The sequence below is a fragment of the Nocardiopsis protaetiae genome, from assembly GCF_045446735.1.
GTDB lineage: Bacteria > Actinomycetota > Actinomycetes > Streptosporangiales > Streptosporangiaceae > Nocardiopsis > Nocardiopsis protaetiae.
The window spans coordinates 1-19541 of the sequence record NZ_JBJJBV010000112.1 but is presented as its reverse complement, the minus strand read 5'-3'; the positions used below and the strand labels follow the sequence as shown (position 1 = coordinate 19541).

17 protein-coding genes are annotated in these 19541 nt (G+C 72.5%); 7 read left to right on the top strand and 10 right to left on the bottom strand.

What is annotated here, in order from left to right; all coding sequences use genetic code 11:
* From mihF to pyrR, 9 genes are all read right to left on the bottom strand, one after another.
* Window positions 1-239: integration host factor, actinobacterial type (gene mihF, locus ACJOT3_RS18015; protein ID WP_406974002.1), on the bottom strand; the 239-nt coding region annotated here is incomplete at its 3' end.
* A 324-nt stretch (window positions 240-563) separates the two neighbouring features.
* Entirely contained in the window at window positions 564-1271 is a 708-nt protein-coding gene (pyrF, locus tag ACJOT3_RS18010) for an orotidine-5'-phosphate decarboxylase (protein WP_406974001.1), read from the bottom strand.
* Between the two features lie 305 nt (window positions 1272-1576).
* Entirely contained in the window at window positions 1577-2518 is a 942-nt protein-coding gene (locus ACJOT3_RS18005; protein ID WP_406974000.1) for a dihydroorotate dehydrogenase, read from the bottom strand.
* Window positions 2519-2581: 63 nt separating this feature from the next.
* The gene (locus tag ACJOT3_RS18000; protein WP_406973999.1) at window positions 2582-3481 is read right to left on the bottom strand and encodes a dihydroorotate dehydrogenase electron transfer subunit; all 900 of its coding nucleotides are present in this window, start codon (window positions 3479-3481) and stop codon (window positions 2582-2584) included.
* A gap of 140 nt (window positions 3482-3621) precedes the next feature.
* Window positions 3622-6924: a carbamoyl-phosphate synthase large subunit gene (gene carB / locus ACJOT3_RS17995; protein WP_406973998.1), complete on the bottom strand. Its 3303-nt coding sequence runs from the start codon at window positions 6922-6924 to the stop codon at window positions 3622-3624.
* 12 nt (window positions 6925-6936) lie between these two features.
* Window positions 6937-8085 carry a glutamine-hydrolyzing carbamoyl-phosphate synthase small subunit gene (gene carA, locus ACJOT3_RS17990; protein WP_406973997.1) on the bottom strand — a complete coding sequence of 383 codons (1149 nt, stop codon included), beginning with the start codon at window positions 8083-8085 and terminating at the stop codon, window positions 6937-6939.
* Window positions 8086-8138: 53 nt separating this feature from the next.
* Window positions 8139-9440, bottom strand: coding sequence for a dihydroorotase (locus tag ACJOT3_RS17985; protein ID WP_406973996.1), 1302 nt, complete (start codon window positions 9438-9440; stop codon window positions 8139-8141).
* Between the two features lie 123 nt (window positions 9441-9563).
* Window positions 9564-10472 (bottom strand): aspartate carbamoyltransferase catalytic subunit, encoded by a 909-nt coding sequence (locus ACJOT3_RS17980; protein WP_406973995.1) that lies wholly within the window; start codon window positions 10470-10472, stop codon window positions 9564-9566.
* Window positions 10472-11071, bottom strand: a complete 600-nt coding sequence (gene pyrR, locus ACJOT3_RS17975; RefSeq protein WP_406973994.1) for a bifunctional pyr operon transcriptional regulator/uracil phosphoribosyltransferase PyrR — start codon at window positions 11069-11071, stop codon at window positions 10472-10474. Before pyrR ends, ACJOT3_RS17980 begins: the two co-directional genes overlap by 1 nt.
* 546 nt (window positions 11072-11617) lie before the next feature.
* On the opposite strand from pyrR, the gene bldD reads away from it, so the two are divergent.
* A complete protein-coding gene (gene bldD / locus ACJOT3_RS17970) occupies window positions 11618-12112 on the top strand; it encodes a transcriptional regulator BldD (protein WP_406973993.1) in 495 nt (164 codons plus the stop codon).
* Window positions 12113-12508: 396 nt separating this feature from the next.
* Window positions 12509-13123 (top strand): GNAT family N-acetyltransferase, encoded by a 615-nt coding sequence (locus tag ACJOT3_RS17965; protein WP_406973992.1) that lies wholly within the window; start codon window positions 12509-12511, stop codon window positions 13121-13123.
* Here ACJOT3_RS17965 and metF read toward each other — a convergent pair.
* Window positions 13056-13988 (bottom strand): methylenetetrahydrofolate reductase [NAD(P)H], encoded by a 933-nt coding sequence (gene metF, locus ACJOT3_RS17960; RefSeq protein WP_406973991.1) that lies wholly within the window; start codon window positions 13986-13988, stop codon window positions 13056-13058. The two genes, ACJOT3_RS17965 and metF, sit on opposite strands and share 68 nt — an antisense overlap.
* A 123-nt stretch (window positions 13989-14111) precedes the next feature.
* Between metF and ACJOT3_RS17955 the strand changes: the two genes are divergently transcribed.
* The 5 genes from ACJOT3_RS17955 (at window position 14112) to ACJOT3_RS17935 (ending at window position 19514) form a co-directional block, all read left to right on the top strand.
* Entirely contained in the window at window positions 14112-14912 is an 801-nt protein-coding gene (locus ACJOT3_RS17955) for a DUF817 domain-containing protein (RefSeq protein WP_406973990.1), read from the top strand.
* Window positions 14913-14922: 10 nt separating this feature from the next.
* Window positions 14923-16005 (top strand): polyprenyl synthetase family protein, encoded by a 1083-nt coding sequence (locus ACJOT3_RS17950; RefSeq protein ID WP_406973989.1) that lies wholly within the window; start codon window positions 14923-14925, stop codon window positions 16003-16005.
* A gap of 126 nt (window positions 16006-16131) precedes the next feature.
* A complete protein-coding gene (locus tag ACJOT3_RS17945) occupies window positions 16132-17412 on the top strand; it encodes a DUF418 domain-containing protein (RefSeq protein WP_406973988.1) in 1281 nt (426 codons plus the stop codon).
* A 68-nt stretch (window positions 17413-17480) separates the two neighbouring features.
* Complete coding sequence (locus ACJOT3_RS17940; RefSeq protein WP_406973987.1) at window positions 17481-18374, top strand: SDR family oxidoreductase; 894 nt, start codon at window positions 17481-17483, stop codon at window positions 18372-18374.
* 141 nt (window positions 18375-18515) lie between these two features.
* Window positions 18516-19514, top strand: coding sequence for a zinc-binding dehydrogenase (locus ACJOT3_RS17935; RefSeq protein WP_406973986.1), 999 nt, complete (start codon window positions 18516-18518; stop codon window positions 19512-19514).
* Window positions 19515-19541: the final 27 nt, after the last annotated feature.

Sequence of the window (19541 nt, the reverse complement as noted above, 5' to 3'; positions counted from 1 at the left end):
TTGAGCCGCTCCATGATCTGCTTGGCGCGGACCTTGCCGACGCCGGGGAGGGACTCCAGCAGGGCGGAGACCTTCATCTTGCCGATGACGTCGTCCTTGAGCCCGTCGGCGAGCACCTTGGACAGCGAGATGCCGCCGTTCTTCAGCTTGTTCTTGACCTCAGCGCGCTCTTTTCTGGCCTTGGCGGCCTTCTCGAGAGCCGCGCTGCGCTGCTCGGGTGTGAGGGGAGGAAGGGCCACGCCGGGTCACCTCGGATTTCTACTCGTTTGTAGAGGGCGGACGCCTGCGCAAGTTAGTAGGTCTGACCCCTGTTAGGCAACGTAAAGTGCCCTTTCAGCGGCTATTTCATCGAACTAACTACTCAGAGTAGCCACTCAATTGCACTAAGAGATGAAAATCAGGACTTTGGTCCCGATTGGACGCGCCATAAAGCACGTCACCTGCGCAGGTCACAGAGGGGTGAGCCGGGTCACTCTCAGCTTCGGATTCCGCATTTGGGACATACCGAATCAGTGACCCTCTGTGACCGAATCCCGCCTCCTCCCGGGCGCCGGAATCGCGTGTCAGACACGGGCCCCGGCACGGCGCACGACCTCCGCGATGGCGGCCGCCGCCGCGCCGGGGTCCGGCGCCCGGGTGATGGGGCGGCCGATGACCAGAAGGTCCGCCCCCGCCGCGATGGCCTCCTCCGGGGTCGCCACCCGTGACTGGTCACCCCTGTCCGCCCCAGCCGGGCGCACGCCCGGCGTGATGAGGGTGATGTCCGGGCCCACTTCGGCGCGCACCAGGGCCACCTCCTGGGGCGAGCAGACCAGGGCACGGGCCCCGGCGCCCACCGCCAGCACCGCCAGCCGGCGCACCGCGTCGCGAGCCGGACCGAGCAGCCCCACCTGCTCCAGGTCCTTCTCGTCCATCGAGGTGAGCACCGTCACGGCGGCGATCTTGGTGTCCGGCGCGGCCTCCACCGCGGCCCGGACCATGTCCGCCCCTCCCCCCGCGTGCACGGTCAGGATGGCGGGCCTGAGACCGGCGACGCTGCGCGCCGCCCCCGCCACCGTCGCCGGGATGTCGTGGAGCTTGAGGTCGAGGAACACCCCGACCCCGCTGGCGCCGCGCACCGCGCTGACGACCTCCGGGCCGTAGCGCAGGTAGAGCTCCAGACCCACCTTGACCGTGCTGACGTGGGGGGCGACCGCCGAGGCCCAGGTCGCCGCCGTCTCGATCTCCTTGGCGTCGATCGCGACGGCGATGGGCGCGGAAGGCGCGGTCATCGATCACTTCCTTTCGTGTGCCATCGGCCCCGTGGCCGATGCGTCGCATCCGCCCGCGTTCTTACGAACGCGATTACGAATGCACGTTCACTGTCCTGTGCACACCGCCATGGTGTGCGGTTCCCAGAACCGGGCGCTTCATGCGCCCGGAGAGGGTCACTTCGTCGTAACGACCGCCCACGCGGCCGTAGGCGGCCTTTGCCCGACTTCCGGCCTATCCGTACCCGGACGCAGGCGTTCGGTCGCACAGCGCCACCTCAGCGCCGTTCAGGCCGGTCAGAGCATGCGCGGCCCGAGTGCGGCCCTCACACCCCGACCCCGGGCCGGTGGGCGGCGCCCACCAGGTCCGCGGCCCGGGGGACGCCCTTCGCTTCCAGCGCCTCGGTGAACTCGCGCAGCACCCGCACGCACGCCGAGGGGTCGGAGAAGTTGATCGTGCCCCCGGCGACCGCGCTGGCCCCGGCCGCCATGAACTCCACGACGTCGGCCCCGGTGCGCACCCCGCCCATGCCGATGATCGGCATCTCCGGCAGCGCCTCGTGGACCCGGTACACGCAGCCCACCGCCAGCGGCCGGATCGCCGGACCCGACAGCCCGCCCATGCCCCCGGCCACCGCCGGGCGCAGCGTCCGCGGGTCCACGGCCATGCCGCGCACCGTGTTGATCATCGACAGGCCGTCCGCGCGGGCCTCGGCGCAGGCCGTCGCCAGCGCCACCACGTCGGGCACGTCCGCGGCGAGCTTGGCCAGCACCGGCAGGTCCGACCGGGCGTGCGAGCGCACGGTGCTCACCACGGCGGCCGCCCGCGCGGCGTCGTCGGCGAACCGGCGCCCGTCCGGGTCGGCCGGGTCCGGGCACGACAGGTTGACCTCGATCGCGCCCACCCCCGGCTCGGCGGAGATCCGCCGGGCCAGCTCGCCGAACTCGGCGGTGCCCGAGCCCGCGACGGACACGATGGCCCGCCCGCCCCGGGACAGCAGCCACGGCAGGTCGCGCTGGAGGAACACGTCCACGCCCGGCCCCTGCATGCCGGTGGTGCTCAGCATGCCGCTGGGCGTCTCGGCCATGCGCGGCGCCGGGCGTCCGGCGTGCGGCTCCAGCATCACGGACTTGGTGGTGACGGCGCCGATATCGGCGATGTCGAAGAACTGGGCCAGCTCCCGGCCCGAACCGGCGCACCCGGCGGCGGTCACCACCGGGTTGGGCAGCTCCAGGGCGCCCACCCGGACTCTCAGGTCTGTGTTCACCGTGTCTTTCCCGGTCGGTGGTGCGAAGGCGGCGTGGGTGCTCCCACGGTCAGGCGATCACGGTCAGGCGATGTCGCGGGCCGACTCGGCGGGCCGGGAGGACCCGGCGCCCTTCCAGCCGGGCGCGCCCAGCGCGTCGAAGGGGATCGTGCCGACGTCGTCGAAGCGCACCTGCTCGCCGCGGAACACGGGGCCGTCCACGCAGGAGCGGGCCATGCGGGTGATGCCGTCCTCCCCCACCACCGGGATCACGCAGGTCATGCAGATCCCGGTGCCGCAGGCCATGGTCTCCTCGACCGACACCTGCACGGGGATGCCGTGGGTGCCGGCCACGGCGGTGACCGCGCGCAGCATCGGCATGGGGCCGCAGGTGTAGATCACGTCGGAGCGGCACTCCTCGATGACCCGGCCCAGGACGTCGGTGACCCGGCCGCGGGTCCCGAAGGAGCCGTCGTCGGTGGTGAAGACGGCGGTCTCGGCGATCCGGCGGGCCGTGATGGCGCTGAACACCCGGTCGGCGGAGGCCCCGCCCAGCACGAAGTCCACCCGGCAGCCCCGGCGGCGCAGCGACTGCGCCAGCGGGAACAGCGGGGCACTGCCCGAGCCGCCGCCGACCAGGACGCAGTTGACCGGGTCGCGGGGCAGCGGGAAGGGCCGGCCCAGCGGCCCGACCACGTCCAGCAGGTCGCGGGAGCGCCGCTCGGCCAGCCAGGCCGTGCCGGTGCCGCGCACCGCGAACAGGAACTCGACGGTGCCGCCGTAGTCGGGTTTGACGTCGTGGATGGCGAAGGGGCGCCGCAGCAGCGTGCTGGAGTGGTCGCCGCCCACCGCCACGGACACGAACTGGCCCGAGCGGAACCGCTCGGCGATCCCGGGGGCGACGACGGTGATGGCGTAGTAGGCGTCCACCCTGCGCACGTTCAGCACGGGGCACCTGACCTGCACCGGTCCGTAGTCGCTCATCGTCTGGGTGTGGCCTCTCTAGCGCCGTGTGCCTCGGGGCGCCGCGGTGTGCCCACCGCGGCGCCCCCGCCGTCCGGTTCCCTACAGCCTAGGGCCGTACCGGTGCGGCGGCCGCCGGTGCTCCGGGGCGGGGCCCGGGATCACTCCCGGCCGGCGGTGAGCGCCTGCGCGTGCTCCTGGAGGGAGCGCACGCCGACGTCGCCGCGCACCCGGGCCTCGATCGCCTGGACCGCCGCGGCCAGCCCCTGCACCGTGGTGACGCTGGGGACCGCGCGCACCACGGCCGCGGTGCGGATCTCGTACCCGTCCAGGCGCGGGCCGGCCTGGCCCGCCCCGCCGAACGGGGTGTTGACGATGAGGTCGATCTCCCCGTCGTGGATGAGCTGGACGATGGTCTTCTCGCCCTCGGGGCCGGGGCCCTCGCTGTGCTTGCGCACCACGCCGGCGCGGACGCCGTTGCGGCGCAGGATCACGGCGGTGCCCTCGGTGGCGAGGATCTCGAAGCCCAGGTCGGCCAGGCGCTTGACCGGGAAGATCATCGAGCGCTTGTCGCGGTTGGCCACCGACACGAACACCCGGCCGCTGACCGGCAGGTCGCCGGTGACGGCCAGCTGCGACTTGGCGTAGGCGGCGCCGAACTCCACGTCCAGGCCCATGACCTCGCCGGTGGAGCGCATCTCCGGGCCCAGGATCGTGTCGACGCCCTCGCCCTGCTTGTCGATGAACCGGTTGAAGGGCAGCACCGCCTCCTTGACCGACACCGGGGCGTCGGCGGGCAGGTCGCCGCCGTCGCCGGTGGCGGGCAGCATGCCCTCGGCGCGCAGTTCGGCGATGGTGGCCCCGGCCATGACGCGGGCGGCGGCCTTGGCCAGCGGCACCGCGGTGGCCTTGGAGACGAACGGCACGGTGCGCGAGGCGCGCGGGTTGGCCTCCAGGACGTTGAGCACGCCGGAGGCGAGCGCGTACTGGACGTTGATCAGGCCGCGCACCCCGGTGCCGCGGGCGATGGCCTCGGTGGAGTAGCGGATCCGCTCGATGTCCTCCTTGCCCAGGGTGATGGAGGGCAGGGAGCAGGCGGAGTCGCCGGAGTGGATGCCGGCCTCCTCGATGTGCTCCATGACGCCGCCGAGGTACAGGTCGGTGCCGTCGTAGAGGGCGTCGACGTCGATCTCGATGGCGTCGTCGAGGAAGCGGTCGACCAGCACCGGGTGCTCGGGGCTGACCTCGGCGTTGCGCTCGATGTAGTCGGCGAGCATCGCCTCGCTGTAGACGATCTCCATGCCGCGGCCGCCCAGCACGTAGGAGGGGCGGACCATGACCGGGTAGCCGATCTCGTCGGCGACGGCCTTGGCCTCGGCGAAGGAGTAGGCGGTGCCGTACTTGGGCGCGGGCAGCCCGGCGTCCTCCAGGACCTTGCCGAACTCGCCGCGGTCCTCGGCCAGGTCGATGGCCTCGGGGCTGGTGCCGATGATGGGCACCCCGGCGTCCTTGAGGCGGCGGGCCAGGCCCAGCGGGGTCTGGCCGCCCAGCTGCACGATGACGCCGGCGACGGGGCCGGTGAGCTGCTCGGCCCGGACGACCTCCAGCACGTCCTCCAGGGTGAGCGGCTCGAAGTAGAGCCGGTCGCTGGTGTCGTAGTCGGTGGAGACGGTCTCGGGGTTGCAGTTGACCATCACGGTCTCGTACCCGGCGTCGGACAGCGCGAAGGAGGCGTGGACGCAGGAGTAGTCGAACTCCACGCCCTGGCCGATGCGGTTGGGGCCCGAGCCCAGGATGATGATCTTGGGCTTGTCGCCGAGGGGGACCTCGGTCTCCTCGTCGTAGCTGGAGTACAGGTACGGCGTGGCGGCCTCGAACTCGGCGGCGCAGGTGTCCACGGTCAGGTAGACGGGGTGGATGCCCAGGGCGTGGCGCAGCTCGCGGACCACGTCCTCGCTCTTGCCGGTGATCTCGCCGATCTGGACGTCGGAGAAGCCGATCTCCTTGGCGGCGCGCAGGATGCCGGCGTCGAGCTTGGGCGCGGCGGCCAGGGCGCGGGCGGTCTCCTCCAGGCGCAGCATCTGGTCCAGGAACCAGGGGTCGATGCGCGTGGACTCGTACAGCTCCTCGACGGTGGCCCCGGCGCGGAAGGCCTGCTGGACCTGGCGCAGCCGGAACTCGGTCGGGGTGGCGGCGGCGCGGACGAGCTCGTCCTTGTCGCCGAGCGGGCCCGCCCAGGTGAAGCCGACACCGGGCTTCTCCAGGGAGCGCATGGCCTTCTGGAGGGCCTCGGGGAAGGAGCGGCCGATGGCCATGGCCTCGCCCACCGACTTCATGGTGGTGGTGAGCGTCGGGTCGGCGCCGGGGAACTTCTCGAACGCGAACCGGGGGGCCTTGACGACCACGTAGTCGAGCGTGGGCTCGAAGCTGGCCGGGGTCTCCTTGGTGATGTCGTTGGGGATCTCGTCGAGGGTGTAGCCGACGGCGAGCTTGGCGGCGATCTTGGCGATCGGGAAGCCGGTGGCCTTGGAGGCCAGCGCCGAGGACCGCGAGACGCGCGGGTTCATCTCGATGACGATGACCCGGCCGGTGGTGGGGTGCACGGCGAACTGGATGTTGCAGCCGCCGGTGTCCACGCCGACCTCGCGGATGACCGCGATGCCGATGTCGCGGAGCTTCTGGTACTCGCGGTCGGTGAGGGTCATGGCGGGGGCGACGGTGATGGAGTCGCCGGTGTGCACGCCCATGGGGTCGAGGTTCTCGATGGAGCAGACGACCACGACGTTGTCGTTGGTGTCGCGCATCAGTTCGAGCTCGTACTCCTTCCAGCCGAGGATGGACTCCTCCAGGAGGACCTCGGTGGTCGGGGAGAGCGCCAGGCCCTGGCCCGCGATGCGGCGCAGCTCGGTCTCGTCGTGGGCGAAGCCGGAGCCGGCGCCGCCCATGGTGAAGGACGGGCGCACGACGACCGGGTAGCCGAGCTCGTCGGCGGCCGCCAGGCACTCGTCGAGGGTGTGGCAGATGCTGGAGCGGGCGGACTCGCCGCCGATGCGCTCGACGATGCGCTTGAAGCTCTCGCGGTCCTCGCCGGACTGGATCGCGTCGATGTTGGCGCCGATGAGCTCGACGCCGTACTTGTCGAGGATCCCGGCCTCGTGCAGGGCGACGGCGGCGTTGAGCGCGGTCTGCCCGCCCAGGGTGGGCAGCAGGGCGTCGGGGCGCTCCTTGGCGATGATCTTCTCGATCATCTCGGTGGTGATCGGCTCGACGTAGGTGGCGTCGGCGATCTCCGGGTCGGTCATGATCGTGGCCGGGTTGGAGTTGACCAGGATGACCCGCAGGCCCTCGGCCCGCAGGATCCGGCAGGCCTGGGTGCCCGAGTAGTCGAACTCGGCCGCCTGCCCGATGACGATGGGACCGGATCCGACCACGAGGACGGAGGAGAGGTCACTACGGCGCGGCATGCTCTTGCTTCCTTACTGCTCGGCAGCCGCGGTGGGCTGGGCGGCGGACATCAGGTCGACGAACTCGTCGAAGAGTCCGGCGGCGTCGTGGGGGCCGGCGGCGGCCTCCGGGTGGAACTGGACGCTGAACACGGGGCGGTCCAGCAGCCGCAGGCCCTCGACGACCTGGTCGTTGAGGCCGATGTGGCTGACCTGCGCGCGGCCGTAGGGGGTCTCGAAGGTGCCTTCGAGCGGCGCGTCCACGGCGAACCCGTGGTTCTGGCTGGTGATGGAGACCTTGCCGGTGGCGGTGTCGATGACCGGCTGGTTCACACCGCGGTGGCCGAAGGGCAGCTTGTAGGTGCCCAGGCCCAGGGCGCGGCCCAGGATCTGGTTGCCGAAGCAGATGCCGAACAGCGGCTTTCCGGCGTCGAGGACGCCGCGCACGGCGGCGACGGGGCCGTCGGCGGTGGCGGGGTCGCCGGGGCCGTTGCTGAAGAAGACGCCGTCCGGGTCCAGGGCGAGGAGGTCCTCGGCGGTGGCGGAGGAGGGCAGCACGGTGACCCGGCAGCCGCGCTCGGCGAGCCGCTGCGGGGTCATGGCCTTGATGCCCAGGTCGACGGCGGCGACGTGGAAGCGGACCTCGACGCCCTCGGACGGCAGGACCTCGTAGGGCGCGTCGGTGCTGACCTCGCCGGCCAGGTCGGCCCCGGCCATGCGGGGCTGCTCCAGGACGCGGGCCAGCAAGGCCTTCGGGTCGGTCTCGACGCTGCTGACGGCGGCCCGCATGGCGCCCTTGTCGCGCAGGTGGCGGGTGAGGGCGCGGGTGCCGGTCATGGCGATGCCGACGACGTCCTGGCGGCGCAGCTCCTCGTCCAGGGTGCGCTGGGCGCGCCAGTTGGAGGGGATGCGGGCGGGTTCGCGGACGACGTACCCGGCGACCCAGATGCGGCCGGACTCGGGGTCGTCGTCGTTGACGCCGGTGTTGCCGATGTGCGGCGCGGTCATCGCGACGATCTGGCGGTGGTAGGAGGGGTCGGTGAGGGTCTCCTGGTAGCCGGTCATCCCGGTGTTGAAGACGATCTCCCCGAAGGTCTCGCCGGTCGCGCCGAAGGAGCGGCCGTGAAAGACCCGGCCGTCCTCCAGGACCAGGATGGCCGGTCCGCCGGTTGCCTCTGACACGTTTCCCCCCTCTGCGGCGCCGGGCACGGCCCGTGCGCTGCTCACTGCGTTGTTCACTTGATCTCCCCCGCGAGGACCGTGGGGACGCCGCGCAAGAACGTGGCGCGCACCCGGCCGGGCAGGGTCATGCCCCGGAAGGGCGTGTTGCTGCTCTTGGTGACCATGGCCGCGCCGTCGGCCTCGTAGGGCGCGGCGGGGTCGTAGAGGACCACGTTGGCGGGCTCGCCGACCGCCAGGTCGCGGCCGTGGTCGGTGACCCGCCCGATGCGGGCGGGCGTCACGGACATGCGGTCGGCGACGTCGGCCCAGGTCAGCAGGCCGGTGTCGACCATCGTCCGCTGCACGACCGCCAGGGCGGTCTCCAGGCCGACCATACCCATGGCGGCCGTGGACCACTCGGTCTCCTTGGCCTCCTTCGGGTGGGGGGCGTGGTCGGTGGCCACGACGTCGATGGTCCCGTCGGCCAGGCCCTCGCGCAGCGCCTGCACGTCCTCGGCGGTGCGCAGCGGCGGGTTGACCTTGTAGATCGGGTCGTAGTTCTCCACCAGCTCGTCGGTGAGCAGCAGGTGGTGCGGGGTGACCTCGGCGGTGACGTCGCAGCCGCGGGCCTTGGCCCAGCGGATGATGTCGACCGAGCCCTTGGTGGAGACGTGGCACACGTGCAGGCGCGAGCCGACGTGCTGGGCGAGCAGGCAGTCGCGGGCGATGATCGCCTCCTCCGCGACGGCGGGCCAGCCGGGCAGGCCCAGGCGGTCGGAGACGCAGCCCTCGTTCATCTGGGCGCCCTCGGTGAGGCGGGGCTCCTGGGCGTGCTGGGCGACGACGCCGTCGAACGCCTTGACGTACTCCAGGGCGCGGCGCATGAGCAGGGCGTCGGAGACGCAGATGCCGTCGTCGGAGAAGACGCGGACGGCGGCGGCGGACTTGGCCATGGCGCCGATCTCGGAGAGGCGCTCCCCGGCCAGGCCGACGGTGACGGCGCCGACGGGGCGAACGTCGCAGTACCCGGCCTCGCGGCCCAGCCGCCAGACCTGCTCGACGACGCCGGCGGTGTCGGCGACGGGGTCGGTGTTGGCCATGGCGTGCACGGCGGTGTAGCCGCCCATGGCGGCCGAGCGGGAGCCGGTCTCGACGGTCTCGGCGTCCTCGCGCCCGGGTTCGCGCAGGTGGGTGTGCAGGTCCACCAGGCCGGGCAGGGCGATCAGCCCGGTGCCGTCCACGACCTCGGCGCCCTCGGGGGCGCTCAGGTCGGTTCCGATCTCGGCGATCCTGCCGTCGGCGAGCAGGATGTCGACGGGGTCGCCGCCGAGCGGGCGGGCACCGCGGATCAGGTGCGGTCCGTGGGTGTCGGGCATCGCGGTTTCGTTCCTCAGTGGTCGTTCGTGGAGAAGTGCGTGGGCGCGGGCGGCGGCGGTCCGCCGGGCGCGCCGCGGTGGCCGCGGGCGCGCCGGGTGGTCACCGGGTCACCGCCGGGTGGCTCAGGAGCCGCCGAGCAGCAGGTAGAGCACGGCCATGCGCAGGCTGACGCCGTTGGCGACCTGCTCGACGACGGTGCAGCGCGGGGAGTCGGCGACCTCGGCGGAGATCTCCATGCCGCGGACCATCGGGCCGGGGTGCATGACGATGGCGTCCTCGGGCATGCGGGCCAGGCGGGCGCCGTCGATCCCGTAGCCGCGGCTGTACTCGCGCACGGAGGGGAAGAAGGAGGCGTGCATGCGCTCGGCCTGCACCCGCAGCATCATGACGACGTCGGACTTGGGCAGCACGTCGTCGAGGTCGTAGGAGACCTCGCAGGGCCAGGTGTGCACCGAGACCGGCAGCAGCGTGGGCGGGGCGACCAGCGTGACGTGGGCGCCCAGGGTGGTGAGCAGCAGGACGTTGGAGCGGGCCACCCGGCTGTGCAGGATGTCGCCGACGATGGCGACGCGCAGGCCCTCCAGGCGGCCCAGGCGGGCGCGCATGGTGTAGGCGTCGAGCAGGGCCTGGGTGGGGTGCTCGTGGGTGCCGTCGCCGGCGTTGAGGACCGAGCCGTCCACCCAGTTCGCCAGGCGGTGGGCGGCGCCGGAGGCGCTGTGCCGGATGACGACGCCGTCGGCGCCCATGGCCTGGAGGGTGAGGGCGGTGTCCTTGAGGCTCTCGCCCTTGGAGACGCTGGAGCCCTTGGCGGAGAAGTTGACGACGTCGGCGGACAGGCGCTTGGCCGCGATCTCGAAGGAGGTGCGGGTGCGGGTGGAGTCCTCGTAGAAGAGGTTGACCACGGTGCGGCCGCGCAGGGTGGGGAGCTTCTTGACCGCGCGGTCGCCGACCTGGGCGAGCTCGGCGGCGGTGTCCAGGATGAGGACGGCCTCGTCGCGGGTGAGGTCCCCGGTGGAGAGCAGGTGGCGCATCAGGAGTCCTTCCCCTCGGTGCCGATCGCGGGCTCGGTGCCTTCGGGGGCGTTGCGTCGGCGGGCGGGCCCGAGGAGGACCGCGTCGTGGCCGTCGGTCTCGGTGAGCCGGACGGTGACGCTCTCGCGCAGCGAGGTGGGCAGGTTCTTGCCCACGTAGTCGGCGCGGATCGGCAGCTCGCGGTGGCCGCGGTCGACGAGGACGGCGAGCTGGACGGCGCGGGGGCGGCCCAGGTCGTTGAGGGCGTCCAGGGCGGCGCGGACGGTGCGGCCGGAGAAGAGGACGTCGTCGACGAGGACGACGACGCGGTCGTCCAGGCCCCCGGCGGGGATCTCGGTGCGGCCCAGCGCCCGGGGCGGGGCGGTGCGCAGGTCGTCGCGGTACATGGTGATGTCGAGGGAGCCGTGGGGGACGGCCAGGCTCTCGACGCGTTCGATGCGCTCGGCCAGGCGGGCGGCCAGGGGCACGCCGCGCGAGGGGATTCCGAGGAGGGTGACGCCGTGTCCGCCCTTGGTGCGTTCCAGCACCTCGTGGGCGATGCGGGTCAGTGCGCGGTTGATCTCGCTGCCGTCGAGGACGGCCCTGGTGCCTTCGGGCACCTCCGGTGGCTCCGCGCCACCGCTCAGGTCACCTGGCGTGGGTTTTTGCGCACGCAAAGGAGTGACTCCCTTCCCTGCCTCGCTGAACAGGTCGTTAAAGGATGTCGATCGCGCCAACGCTACCAGCGGAGCCCACGGTGACCGGGGGCGGGTCCGGGGACAACGCGCGCGAGTGTGACTCTCGTCACACAGACAAACGGGATGGCGAGCCCGACGAGCGATGTGACGACTACGCTGAGCACACACCACACATGGTCGACAAATGCGAAATCCCCTGAAAGATCGGGCTTTTCGCGCTGCCGTGATGCACTACTCATCACGATCGGTCCCGACATGAGAGGAGTCTCACTTACGCACGGTTTGGCCACTGATTAGTCGCGTTTCACACCAACGGCTTGACCTGGGGGGCGGACCCCCCTACCGTCACTGTCTGTAACCATTACCGGGTGGGGTTGCACCCCGTGACCTCCGGCGGCACCGCCGCCGGGCCCCGCGGGCGCCTCCCCCACCACGCCAGCCACTGTCACGGCCGGGAGCGACAAGAAGATGCCATCCGAATACGCCAAGTCCCTCGGCGCGCGACTGCGTGCCATCCGAACCCAGCAGGGCCTGTCCCTCCACGGCGTGGAGGAGAAGTCCCACGGACGCTGGAAGGCCGTCGTGGTGGGCTCCTACGAGCGCGGCGACCGCGCCGTCACCGTGCAGAAGCTGGCCGAGCTGGCCGACTTCTACGGGGTGCCGATGTCGGAGCTGCTGCCCGGCGGCGCCGCGCCCACCCCCCTGGGCCCCACACCCAAGCTGGTCATCGACCTGGAGCGCATGCAGCAGCTGCCGCAGGAGAAGGCCGGCCCGCTGTCCCGCTACGTGGCCACCATCCAGAGCCAGCGCGGTGACTACAACGGCCGCGTGCTGTCGATCCGCCACGAGGACCTGCGCTCGCTCGCGGTCATCTACGACAAGTCGCCCAACGACCTGACCGAGGAGCTCATCAACTGGGGCATCCTCGACCCGGAGGCCCGTCGCGCCGTCGACTCCTTCTGACCGTCACGGCACGGATCGCACCCGCCCGTCGCAAGGACCGGCCCGCCCCCTCACCGGGGGCGGGCCGGTCCTCGTCTGTTCGGACACCCGGGCACCCGGGTTCGGGCCGGGTCCAGGGGGCCGGGAGCCGGAACCCGGCTCCGGCCCGCTCCCGGGAACGGCGAACGGCGCGGCCGGAGACGGGGCTTCCCCTCCCCGATCCGGCCGCGCCGCCGCCACCGGGTCCCCCCGGCGGCCTCGATCGAACCTCTGTTCGACACGGCCCAGTCAACCCCAACCCCGGCGGCCCGTCAAGGACCCCGGGGCGGACGCGCCGGGGCGCCCGCGGCGCCCGGTGCCGGTATCGGCCACCACGATTCCCGACGCGGGAGAGCGCACGGAGACTAGGGTGAAGCCGTGGTAGCCGATGTCGAGCTCCGCGAGCTGGCCCCCGCCGCCTTCGCGCACGCAGTACCCGCCCTCCTCCAGGTGTACGAGGCGGCCATGGACCCCCCGCCCGAGCAGTTGCCGGGACGGGCCTCGGTCATGAACGCCCACACCCACTACCCGGGCTTCCGGTCGGTCATCGCGCTGCTGGAGGGCCGCCCGGTCGGCTTCGCCTACGCCTTCCACGGCGTGCGCGGCCAGTGGTGGCACGACACCGTCGCCGCCGGGCTGCGCGCCGCGGACGGCCGGGCCGGGGTGCGCCGGTGGCTGGCCGACCCCTTCGAGATCGCCGAGGTGCACGTCCGCCCCGAGGCGCAGAACCGCGGCATCGGCCGGGTCCTGCTGCACGCCCTGTGCGAGGGGCGGCCCGAGCGCACCGCCGTGCTGTCCACCCGGACCGGGCCCACGGCGGCGCGCCACCTCTACCGCTCCTGCGGGTTCGTCGAGGTGCTGGAGGACTTCTCGTTCCCCGGCAGCCCCGACCACCCCTTCTCGATCATGGCCGCGCAGCTACCGCTCACCGGTTCAGCCGCCCCGACACCTCCCGGTAGATCTCCCTGGTGGCGGTGGACTGGTTCGAGGTGATGAAGTGGATGCCGGGCGCGCCCTCGTCCAGCAGCCGCTCGCACATCTTCTTGGCGTGCTCGATCCCGAACGCGCGCACCGCCGCGGCGTCGTCGCCGTAGGAGGCGAACTTCTCGGCCAGGGCCGCCGGGAAGGGGGCACCGGAGAGCTTCTCCGAGCGCGGGATGAAGCCGGTGCGCACCACCGGGAACACCTCGGGGATGATCGGGATGTCGCAGCCGCGGGCCGCCACCCGGTCGCGCAGGCGCAGGTAGTCCTCGGGGTCGAAGAACATCTGCGTGATGGCGTAGTCGGCGCCCGCCTCGCACTTGCGCACGAAGTGGTCGGTGTCGGTCTCCACGTCGGCCGAGCGCGGGTGCTTGTAGGGGAACGCCGCCACGCCCACGCTGAAGTCGCCGCTCTCCTTGATGAGCCGGACCAGCTCCTCGGCGTAGGTCAGGCCCTCGGAGTGGCTGGTCCACGGGCCGGAGGGGTCGCCGGGCGGGTCACCGCGCACCGCGAGCATGTTGGACACCCCGGCGCCGGCCAGGCGGCCGACGAGGTGGCGCAGCTCGGCGACGGAGTGGTCGACCAGGGTCATGTGGGCGACGGGGAGCAGCGTGGTGTCGGCGGCGATGCGCTCGGTGGTCTCCACCGTCATCCCGCGGGTGCTGCCGCCCGCGCCGTAGGTGACCGAGACGAAGTCGGGGCCCAGGGCTTCGAGCTGGCGGATGGCCAGCCAGAGCTTCTCCTGGGCCGCGGGGGTCCGGGGCGGGAAGAACTCGAAGGAGAACGTCGGCTCGCCCGTGTTGAGCAGGTCACGGAGGTGCCGCGCACGGGGGGCGGGGGTTCGGGGCGCCGCGGGGCGCGTCGGTGCTGCCAGCATGCCTCCCACCATATGCAAGCACCCGCCGGCGGACGGAAGGCGCGTCCCACGGTGTGAGACTCCGATGAGGGTCACATTCGGGACCGGGGCGAACGGACGGGGCCGGTGCGGCATCCACCCCGTGTGACCCTTTCCTTCCTTCCCCTCCCCCTGGCCCAGCTGGTCCGCTTCGGCGTGCTCCAGGCCCGCGCCTGCGCGTTCGCGGTGTGCATGTTCGCTGGCTTCGCGCTGTCGGGGGCCGTACCGCTGCCGATCCCCCGCTACGACGCGCTGCTCGTCTACGCGGTGGCGCTCACCGCGCTGTTCTGGGCGCTGCGGCTGGAGAGCGGCCGGGAGATCGCCGCGATCGCGGGCTTCCACGTGGTGGGGCTGGCGTTCGAGCTGTTCAAGGTGCAGATGGGGTCGTGGTCCTACCCCGAGCAGGCGTGGACGGTGGTGTGGGGGGTGCCGCTGTACAGCGGGTTCATGTACGCGGCGGTGGGCTCCTACATCGTGCGCGCCTGGCGGCTGCTGGACCTGGAGCTGGAGAACTACCGCTCCTGGGCGGTGACGGCGGTGGCCGTCGCGATCTACGCGAACTTCCTCACCCACCACTGGCTGCCGGACCTGCGGGTGGCGCTGGCGGTGCTGCTGATCGCGGTGACCTGGCGGACCCGGGTGTACTTCACGGTGGGGGCGCAGCGGCTGCGCATGCCGCTGGCGCTGTCGTTCCTGCTGATCGGCGTGTTCCTGTGGGTGGCGGAGAACATCGCGACGCTGTTCGACGCCTGGCGCTACCCGCACCAGGCGCAGGTGTGGGCGCTGGTCCACCCGGCCAAGCTGGGCGCCTGGGCGCTGCTGGTGACGGTGTCGTTCGTCCTGGTCGCCCTGTGGAAGGGGTCGGATGTACGGGATCGGGGCGGGGCGCCGCAGGTGAGCCGCTAGTGTGCTGTTCATGGCCGCTTTCACTTCCTCACCCGTCTCCCCCGTCTCCGTGATCCGCGCCGACGCGGACCGGGAACTGGCGGCGTTCTGCGCCGAGCACCGCACCGCCCTGCTGGAGATCGGGGAGGAGCTGGCCCCGGCCATGGACGCTCTGGAGGCCATGCTGGCCGGGGGCAAGCGGCTGCGGCCCACCTTCTGCTACTGGGGGTGGCGCGGCGCCGGGGGCGCGGCCGACGACGAGCGGATCGTGCGGGCCGCGGCCGCGCTGGAGTTCCTCCAGGCCTGTGCGCTCATCCACGACGACGTCATCGACAACAGCGACACCCGGCGCGGCCTGCCGGCCACCCACAAGCGGCTGGCCGGGCTGCACGCCGAGCAGGGCTGGAGCGGCGACGGCGAGGGCTTCGGCCGGGGCGCGGCCGTGCTGATCGGCGACCTGTGCCTGGCCTGGTCCGACGAGATGTACCAGGCCAGCGGGTTCGGCCAGGACACCCTGGCGCTGGGCCGCCGCCCGTTCGACGCAATGCGCACCGAGGTGATGGCCGGGCAGTACCTGGACACCCTGGAGCAGGTGCGCGGCACCGGCACCCGCGAGGCGGCGCTGCGGGTGATGCGCTACAAGTCCGCCAAGTACACCATCGAGCGGCCGCTGCACCTGGGTGCGGCGCTGGCCGGGCGGCTGCCGGAGCTGGAGGGCGTCTACACCGCGTACGGCCTGCCGCTGGGTGTGGCCTTCCAGCTGCGCGACGACATCCTGGGCGTGTTCGGCGACCCCTCGACCACCGGCAAGCCCGCCGGGGACGACCTGCGCGAGGGCAAGCGGACCCTGGTGGTGGCCGAGACCCTGGCCCGGACCGGAGAGGCCGACGGTGCGCGGTTCTCCTCCCTGCTGGGGGCGCCGGACCTGTCGGTGGGGTCCGTGGAGTGGATGTGCGGGCTGATCGAGTCGTCCGGGGCTCTGGCCGCCTGTGAGGAGCTCGTCGAGCGCTACGCCGGGGAGGCGCTGGCCGCGCTGGAGAGCCCGGAGCTGGACGGGGCCGCGCGCGAGCCGCTGCGCACCCTGGTGGCGGTGGCCACCCGCCGTACGCACTGATCCCGGGTCCCCGGGTCTCCCCCTAAGGGGGATTTCAGGGCTGTTCGTACATCGAAAGTGCATTGTGCCCGAGTTGCGCCTCCGATTGAATCGATAGGAGATATATCGCGACCGGAGGGGCATTCCATGTCTCGGCACACCGCCGTGCGAGGTCCGGTCGGAACGGGCGAGCGAGCGCTCGCCCCCGACCTGGCCCGCGGCTTCATGCTCTTGTTCATCGCCCTGGCGAACACCGTCTGGTACCTCTGGGCGGTCCCCATGGGCGGATCGAGTGCGCACCCCCAGCCCCAGGGTGCGCTCGACGCGGTCACACAGTTCTTCACCATCGTGGTGGTGGACGGCCGCAGCTATCCGATGTTCGCCTTCCTGTTCGGCTACGGCATGGTGCAGCTGGCGATGCGCCAGGAGGCCGCCGGGGCCTCCCCCGCCGAGGTGAACGCCCTGCTGCGGCGGCGCAACCTGTGGCTGCTGGTGTTCGGTTTCTTCCACGCCCTGCTCCTGTGGTTCGGCGACGTGCTGGGCGCCTACGGCCTGGCCGGGCTGCTCCTGGCCTGGCTGTTCCTGCGCCGCAGGGACACCACCCTGCTGGTGTGGGCCGGGGTGTTCATCGGCCTGCTCGGCCTGTTGGCCGCGTTCAGCGTCGTGGGCTTCGTCCTCGCCCCCGAGGGCGACCCCGCCATGACCGGGATGGACGGGATGGCCGCCAGCAACGGGGAGACCTCGATCCTGGCCGCCGCCCTGGGCCGCCTCATCGTGTGGCCGCTGGTCAGCGTGATGCAGGGCCTGCTGGGCCTGGTGGTGCCGACCATGATCCTGCTGGCGTTCTGGGCGGCCCGCCGCCGGATCCTGGAGGAGCCGGGCCGGCACCTGACCCTGCTGCGGTGGACGGCCGCGCTGGGCATCTCGATCGCCTGGCTGGGCGCGCTGCCCGAGGCGCTCGCGCAGGTGGGCCTGTGGGAGGTCACCGAGTCCCAGGCCACCATGCTGATAGCGCCGCACATGTTCGCCGGGCTGTTCGGCGGCCTGGGCTACATCTCGCTCATCGCCCTGATCGCGCACGCCATCGGGCGGCGCGGGCGCGAGCCCGGGGTCGTGCTGAACGCGATCACCGCCACCGGCAAGCGGTCGCTGTCGTCGTACCTGGCGCAGTCGGTGCTGTGCGCCCCGGTGCTGGCGGCCTGGGGCCTGGGCCTGGGCGGTCAGCTGACCTCGTGGACGATGTTCCTGTACGCGATCGGGGTGTGGCTGGTCACGGTGGTGGCCGCCTACCTGATGGAGCGGGCGGGCAGGCGGGGCCCGGCCGAGGTGCTGCTGCGCAGGCTCTCCTACCGGCGCAGCACCGGGGAGCCGGTGCAGGCCTGGAGCAGGCCGCCCGAGGTCGTGGACCAAGAGCGCACCACCCCCTGATCCGGGGGCGCAAAAACGGGCGTGCCGGTGAGTGCCCGGCGCGCCCTCGTCGTTCAGGATGGGGTGTCATGGGCGACGATCACATGACAAACCACACCATAGGGGTGACCGGGGCGACCGGGGCGGTGGGTGGGCGGGTGGCCGCCCGCATCGCACGGATGGGGAGGGCACAGCGGCTCATCGTGCGCGACATCAACCGCGCACCCGAGTATCCCGACAGCAGCGCGGCCATGGCGGCCTATGAGGACACCGCCGGGTTCGCGCGGGCCTGCCGGGGGGTGGACACGCTGTTCCTCGTCTCGGCGACGGAGTCGCAGGACCGGATGGACGTGCACCTGAGCGCGGTGGACGCGGCGGTCGAGGCGGGGGTCTCGCGCATCGTCTACCTGTCGTTCCTGCGGGCCGGGCCCGCCTCGACGTTCACGTTCGCGCGGACGCACTTCTTCACCGAGGCGCACATCCGGTCGACGGGGGTGGCGTACACGTTCCTGAGACCCTCCCTGTACCTGGACCTGCTGCCGCACTGGGTGGACGACGACGGCGTGGTGCGCGGCCCGGCCGGGGAGGGGCGGGTGGCGTGGGTGGCCCGCGACGACATCGCGGACGTGGCGGCGGCGGTGCTGACCGACCCGGTGGCCGCCGCGGCGGCCGAGAACGCGACCTACGACCTGACCGGCCCGGAGAGCCTGTCCCTGGGCGCGACCGTGGAGCGGCTGACCACGCTGACCGGCCGGACCATCCGGTACGTGCCCGAGACCCGGGAGGAGGCGCTGCTGTCCCGCAAGGCCACCGGCGCGCCCGAATGGGAGGTGGAGGGGTGGGTGTCCTCCTACGAGGCGATCGCCGCCGGTGAGCTGGACGTGGTGTCGCCCGCGGTGCCGGAGCTGACCGGGCACCCGGCCCGGTCGATCGAGGGTTTCCTGCGCCGCCATCCGAGCGCTCTGTCGCACGTGTCCGTGTGATCCGCCGCGGCCCCTCCCCCGGGGCCCTTCCCTGCGCGCCCGCGCTCCCGCTGCGCGGGCCTTGACCTCAACATTGGTTGAGGTTGGAGAGTGGACGGTGTCGCGCCGAGAACGCGGCGGACGACCACCGGAGGGAAGAACATGCGCGCGATACGAGTGGACCGGTTCGGCGGACCCGAGGTGCTGGTGGCCCGTGAGGTCCCCGACCCCGAGATCGGCCCCGGCACCGTGGAGATCGCGGTCGAGGCCGCCAACGTGATGTACCTGGAGGTCCTGGTCCGCTCGGGCTGGGGCCTCGACTACTTCCCCGTGGTCCCCCCGTACACCCCCGGCACCGGGGTCGCCGGAACGGTGGCCCGCGTCGGAGCGGACGTGGACCCCGCCTGGATCGGGGCCCGGGTGGTGGCAGACACCGGGGAGCCGAACGAGGCGGGCGCCAAACTCCCCGTCGGCGGCTACGCCGAGCGGGCGGTGGTCCGCGCCGGCGACCTGGTCCGGGTCCCCGAGGGGGTCGACCCCCGGCACGCGCTGGCCCTGCTGCACGACGGGCCCACCGCGCTGGCGCTGGCCCGGACCGCCGAGTACCGGGCCGGGCAGACGGTGCTCGTGACCGCCGCGACCGGGGGCGCCGGAAGCCTGTCGGTGCAGCTGGCCCGCCGCGCCGGTGCGCGGGTGATCGCCGCCGCCCGGGGCGCGGCCAAACTCGACCTGGCCCGCGGGCTCGGCGCGCACGAGGCGGTCGACTACTCCCTGCCCGGCTGGGCCGACCGGGTGCGGGAGCTGACCGGCGGCACCGGCGTGGACACCGCCCTGGACGGGGCGGGGTCGTCGCTGGGCGAGGCCGCCTTCACCACGGTGGCCGAGGGCGGGCGGTTCATCAACTACGGGTCGGCCGGCGGCCGGTTCGCCGAGATCGAACCCGCCCGGGCCCGCGAGCACAAGGTGCGGGTCTTCGGGCTGTTCGACATCAAGTCCGAGGTCGAGGGCGAGGTCGACGACCTGACGCGGGCGCTGGACCTGGCCGGGGCCGGGGAGCTGGCCCCGCACATCGGCCTGACCCTGCCCCTGGAGGAGGCCGGGGAGGCCCACCGGGCGCTGGAGGAGCGCCGGGTCCTGGGCAAGGTGCTGCTGACCCCCTGACACGGCCGAGGCCCCGGCCCCCTCGTG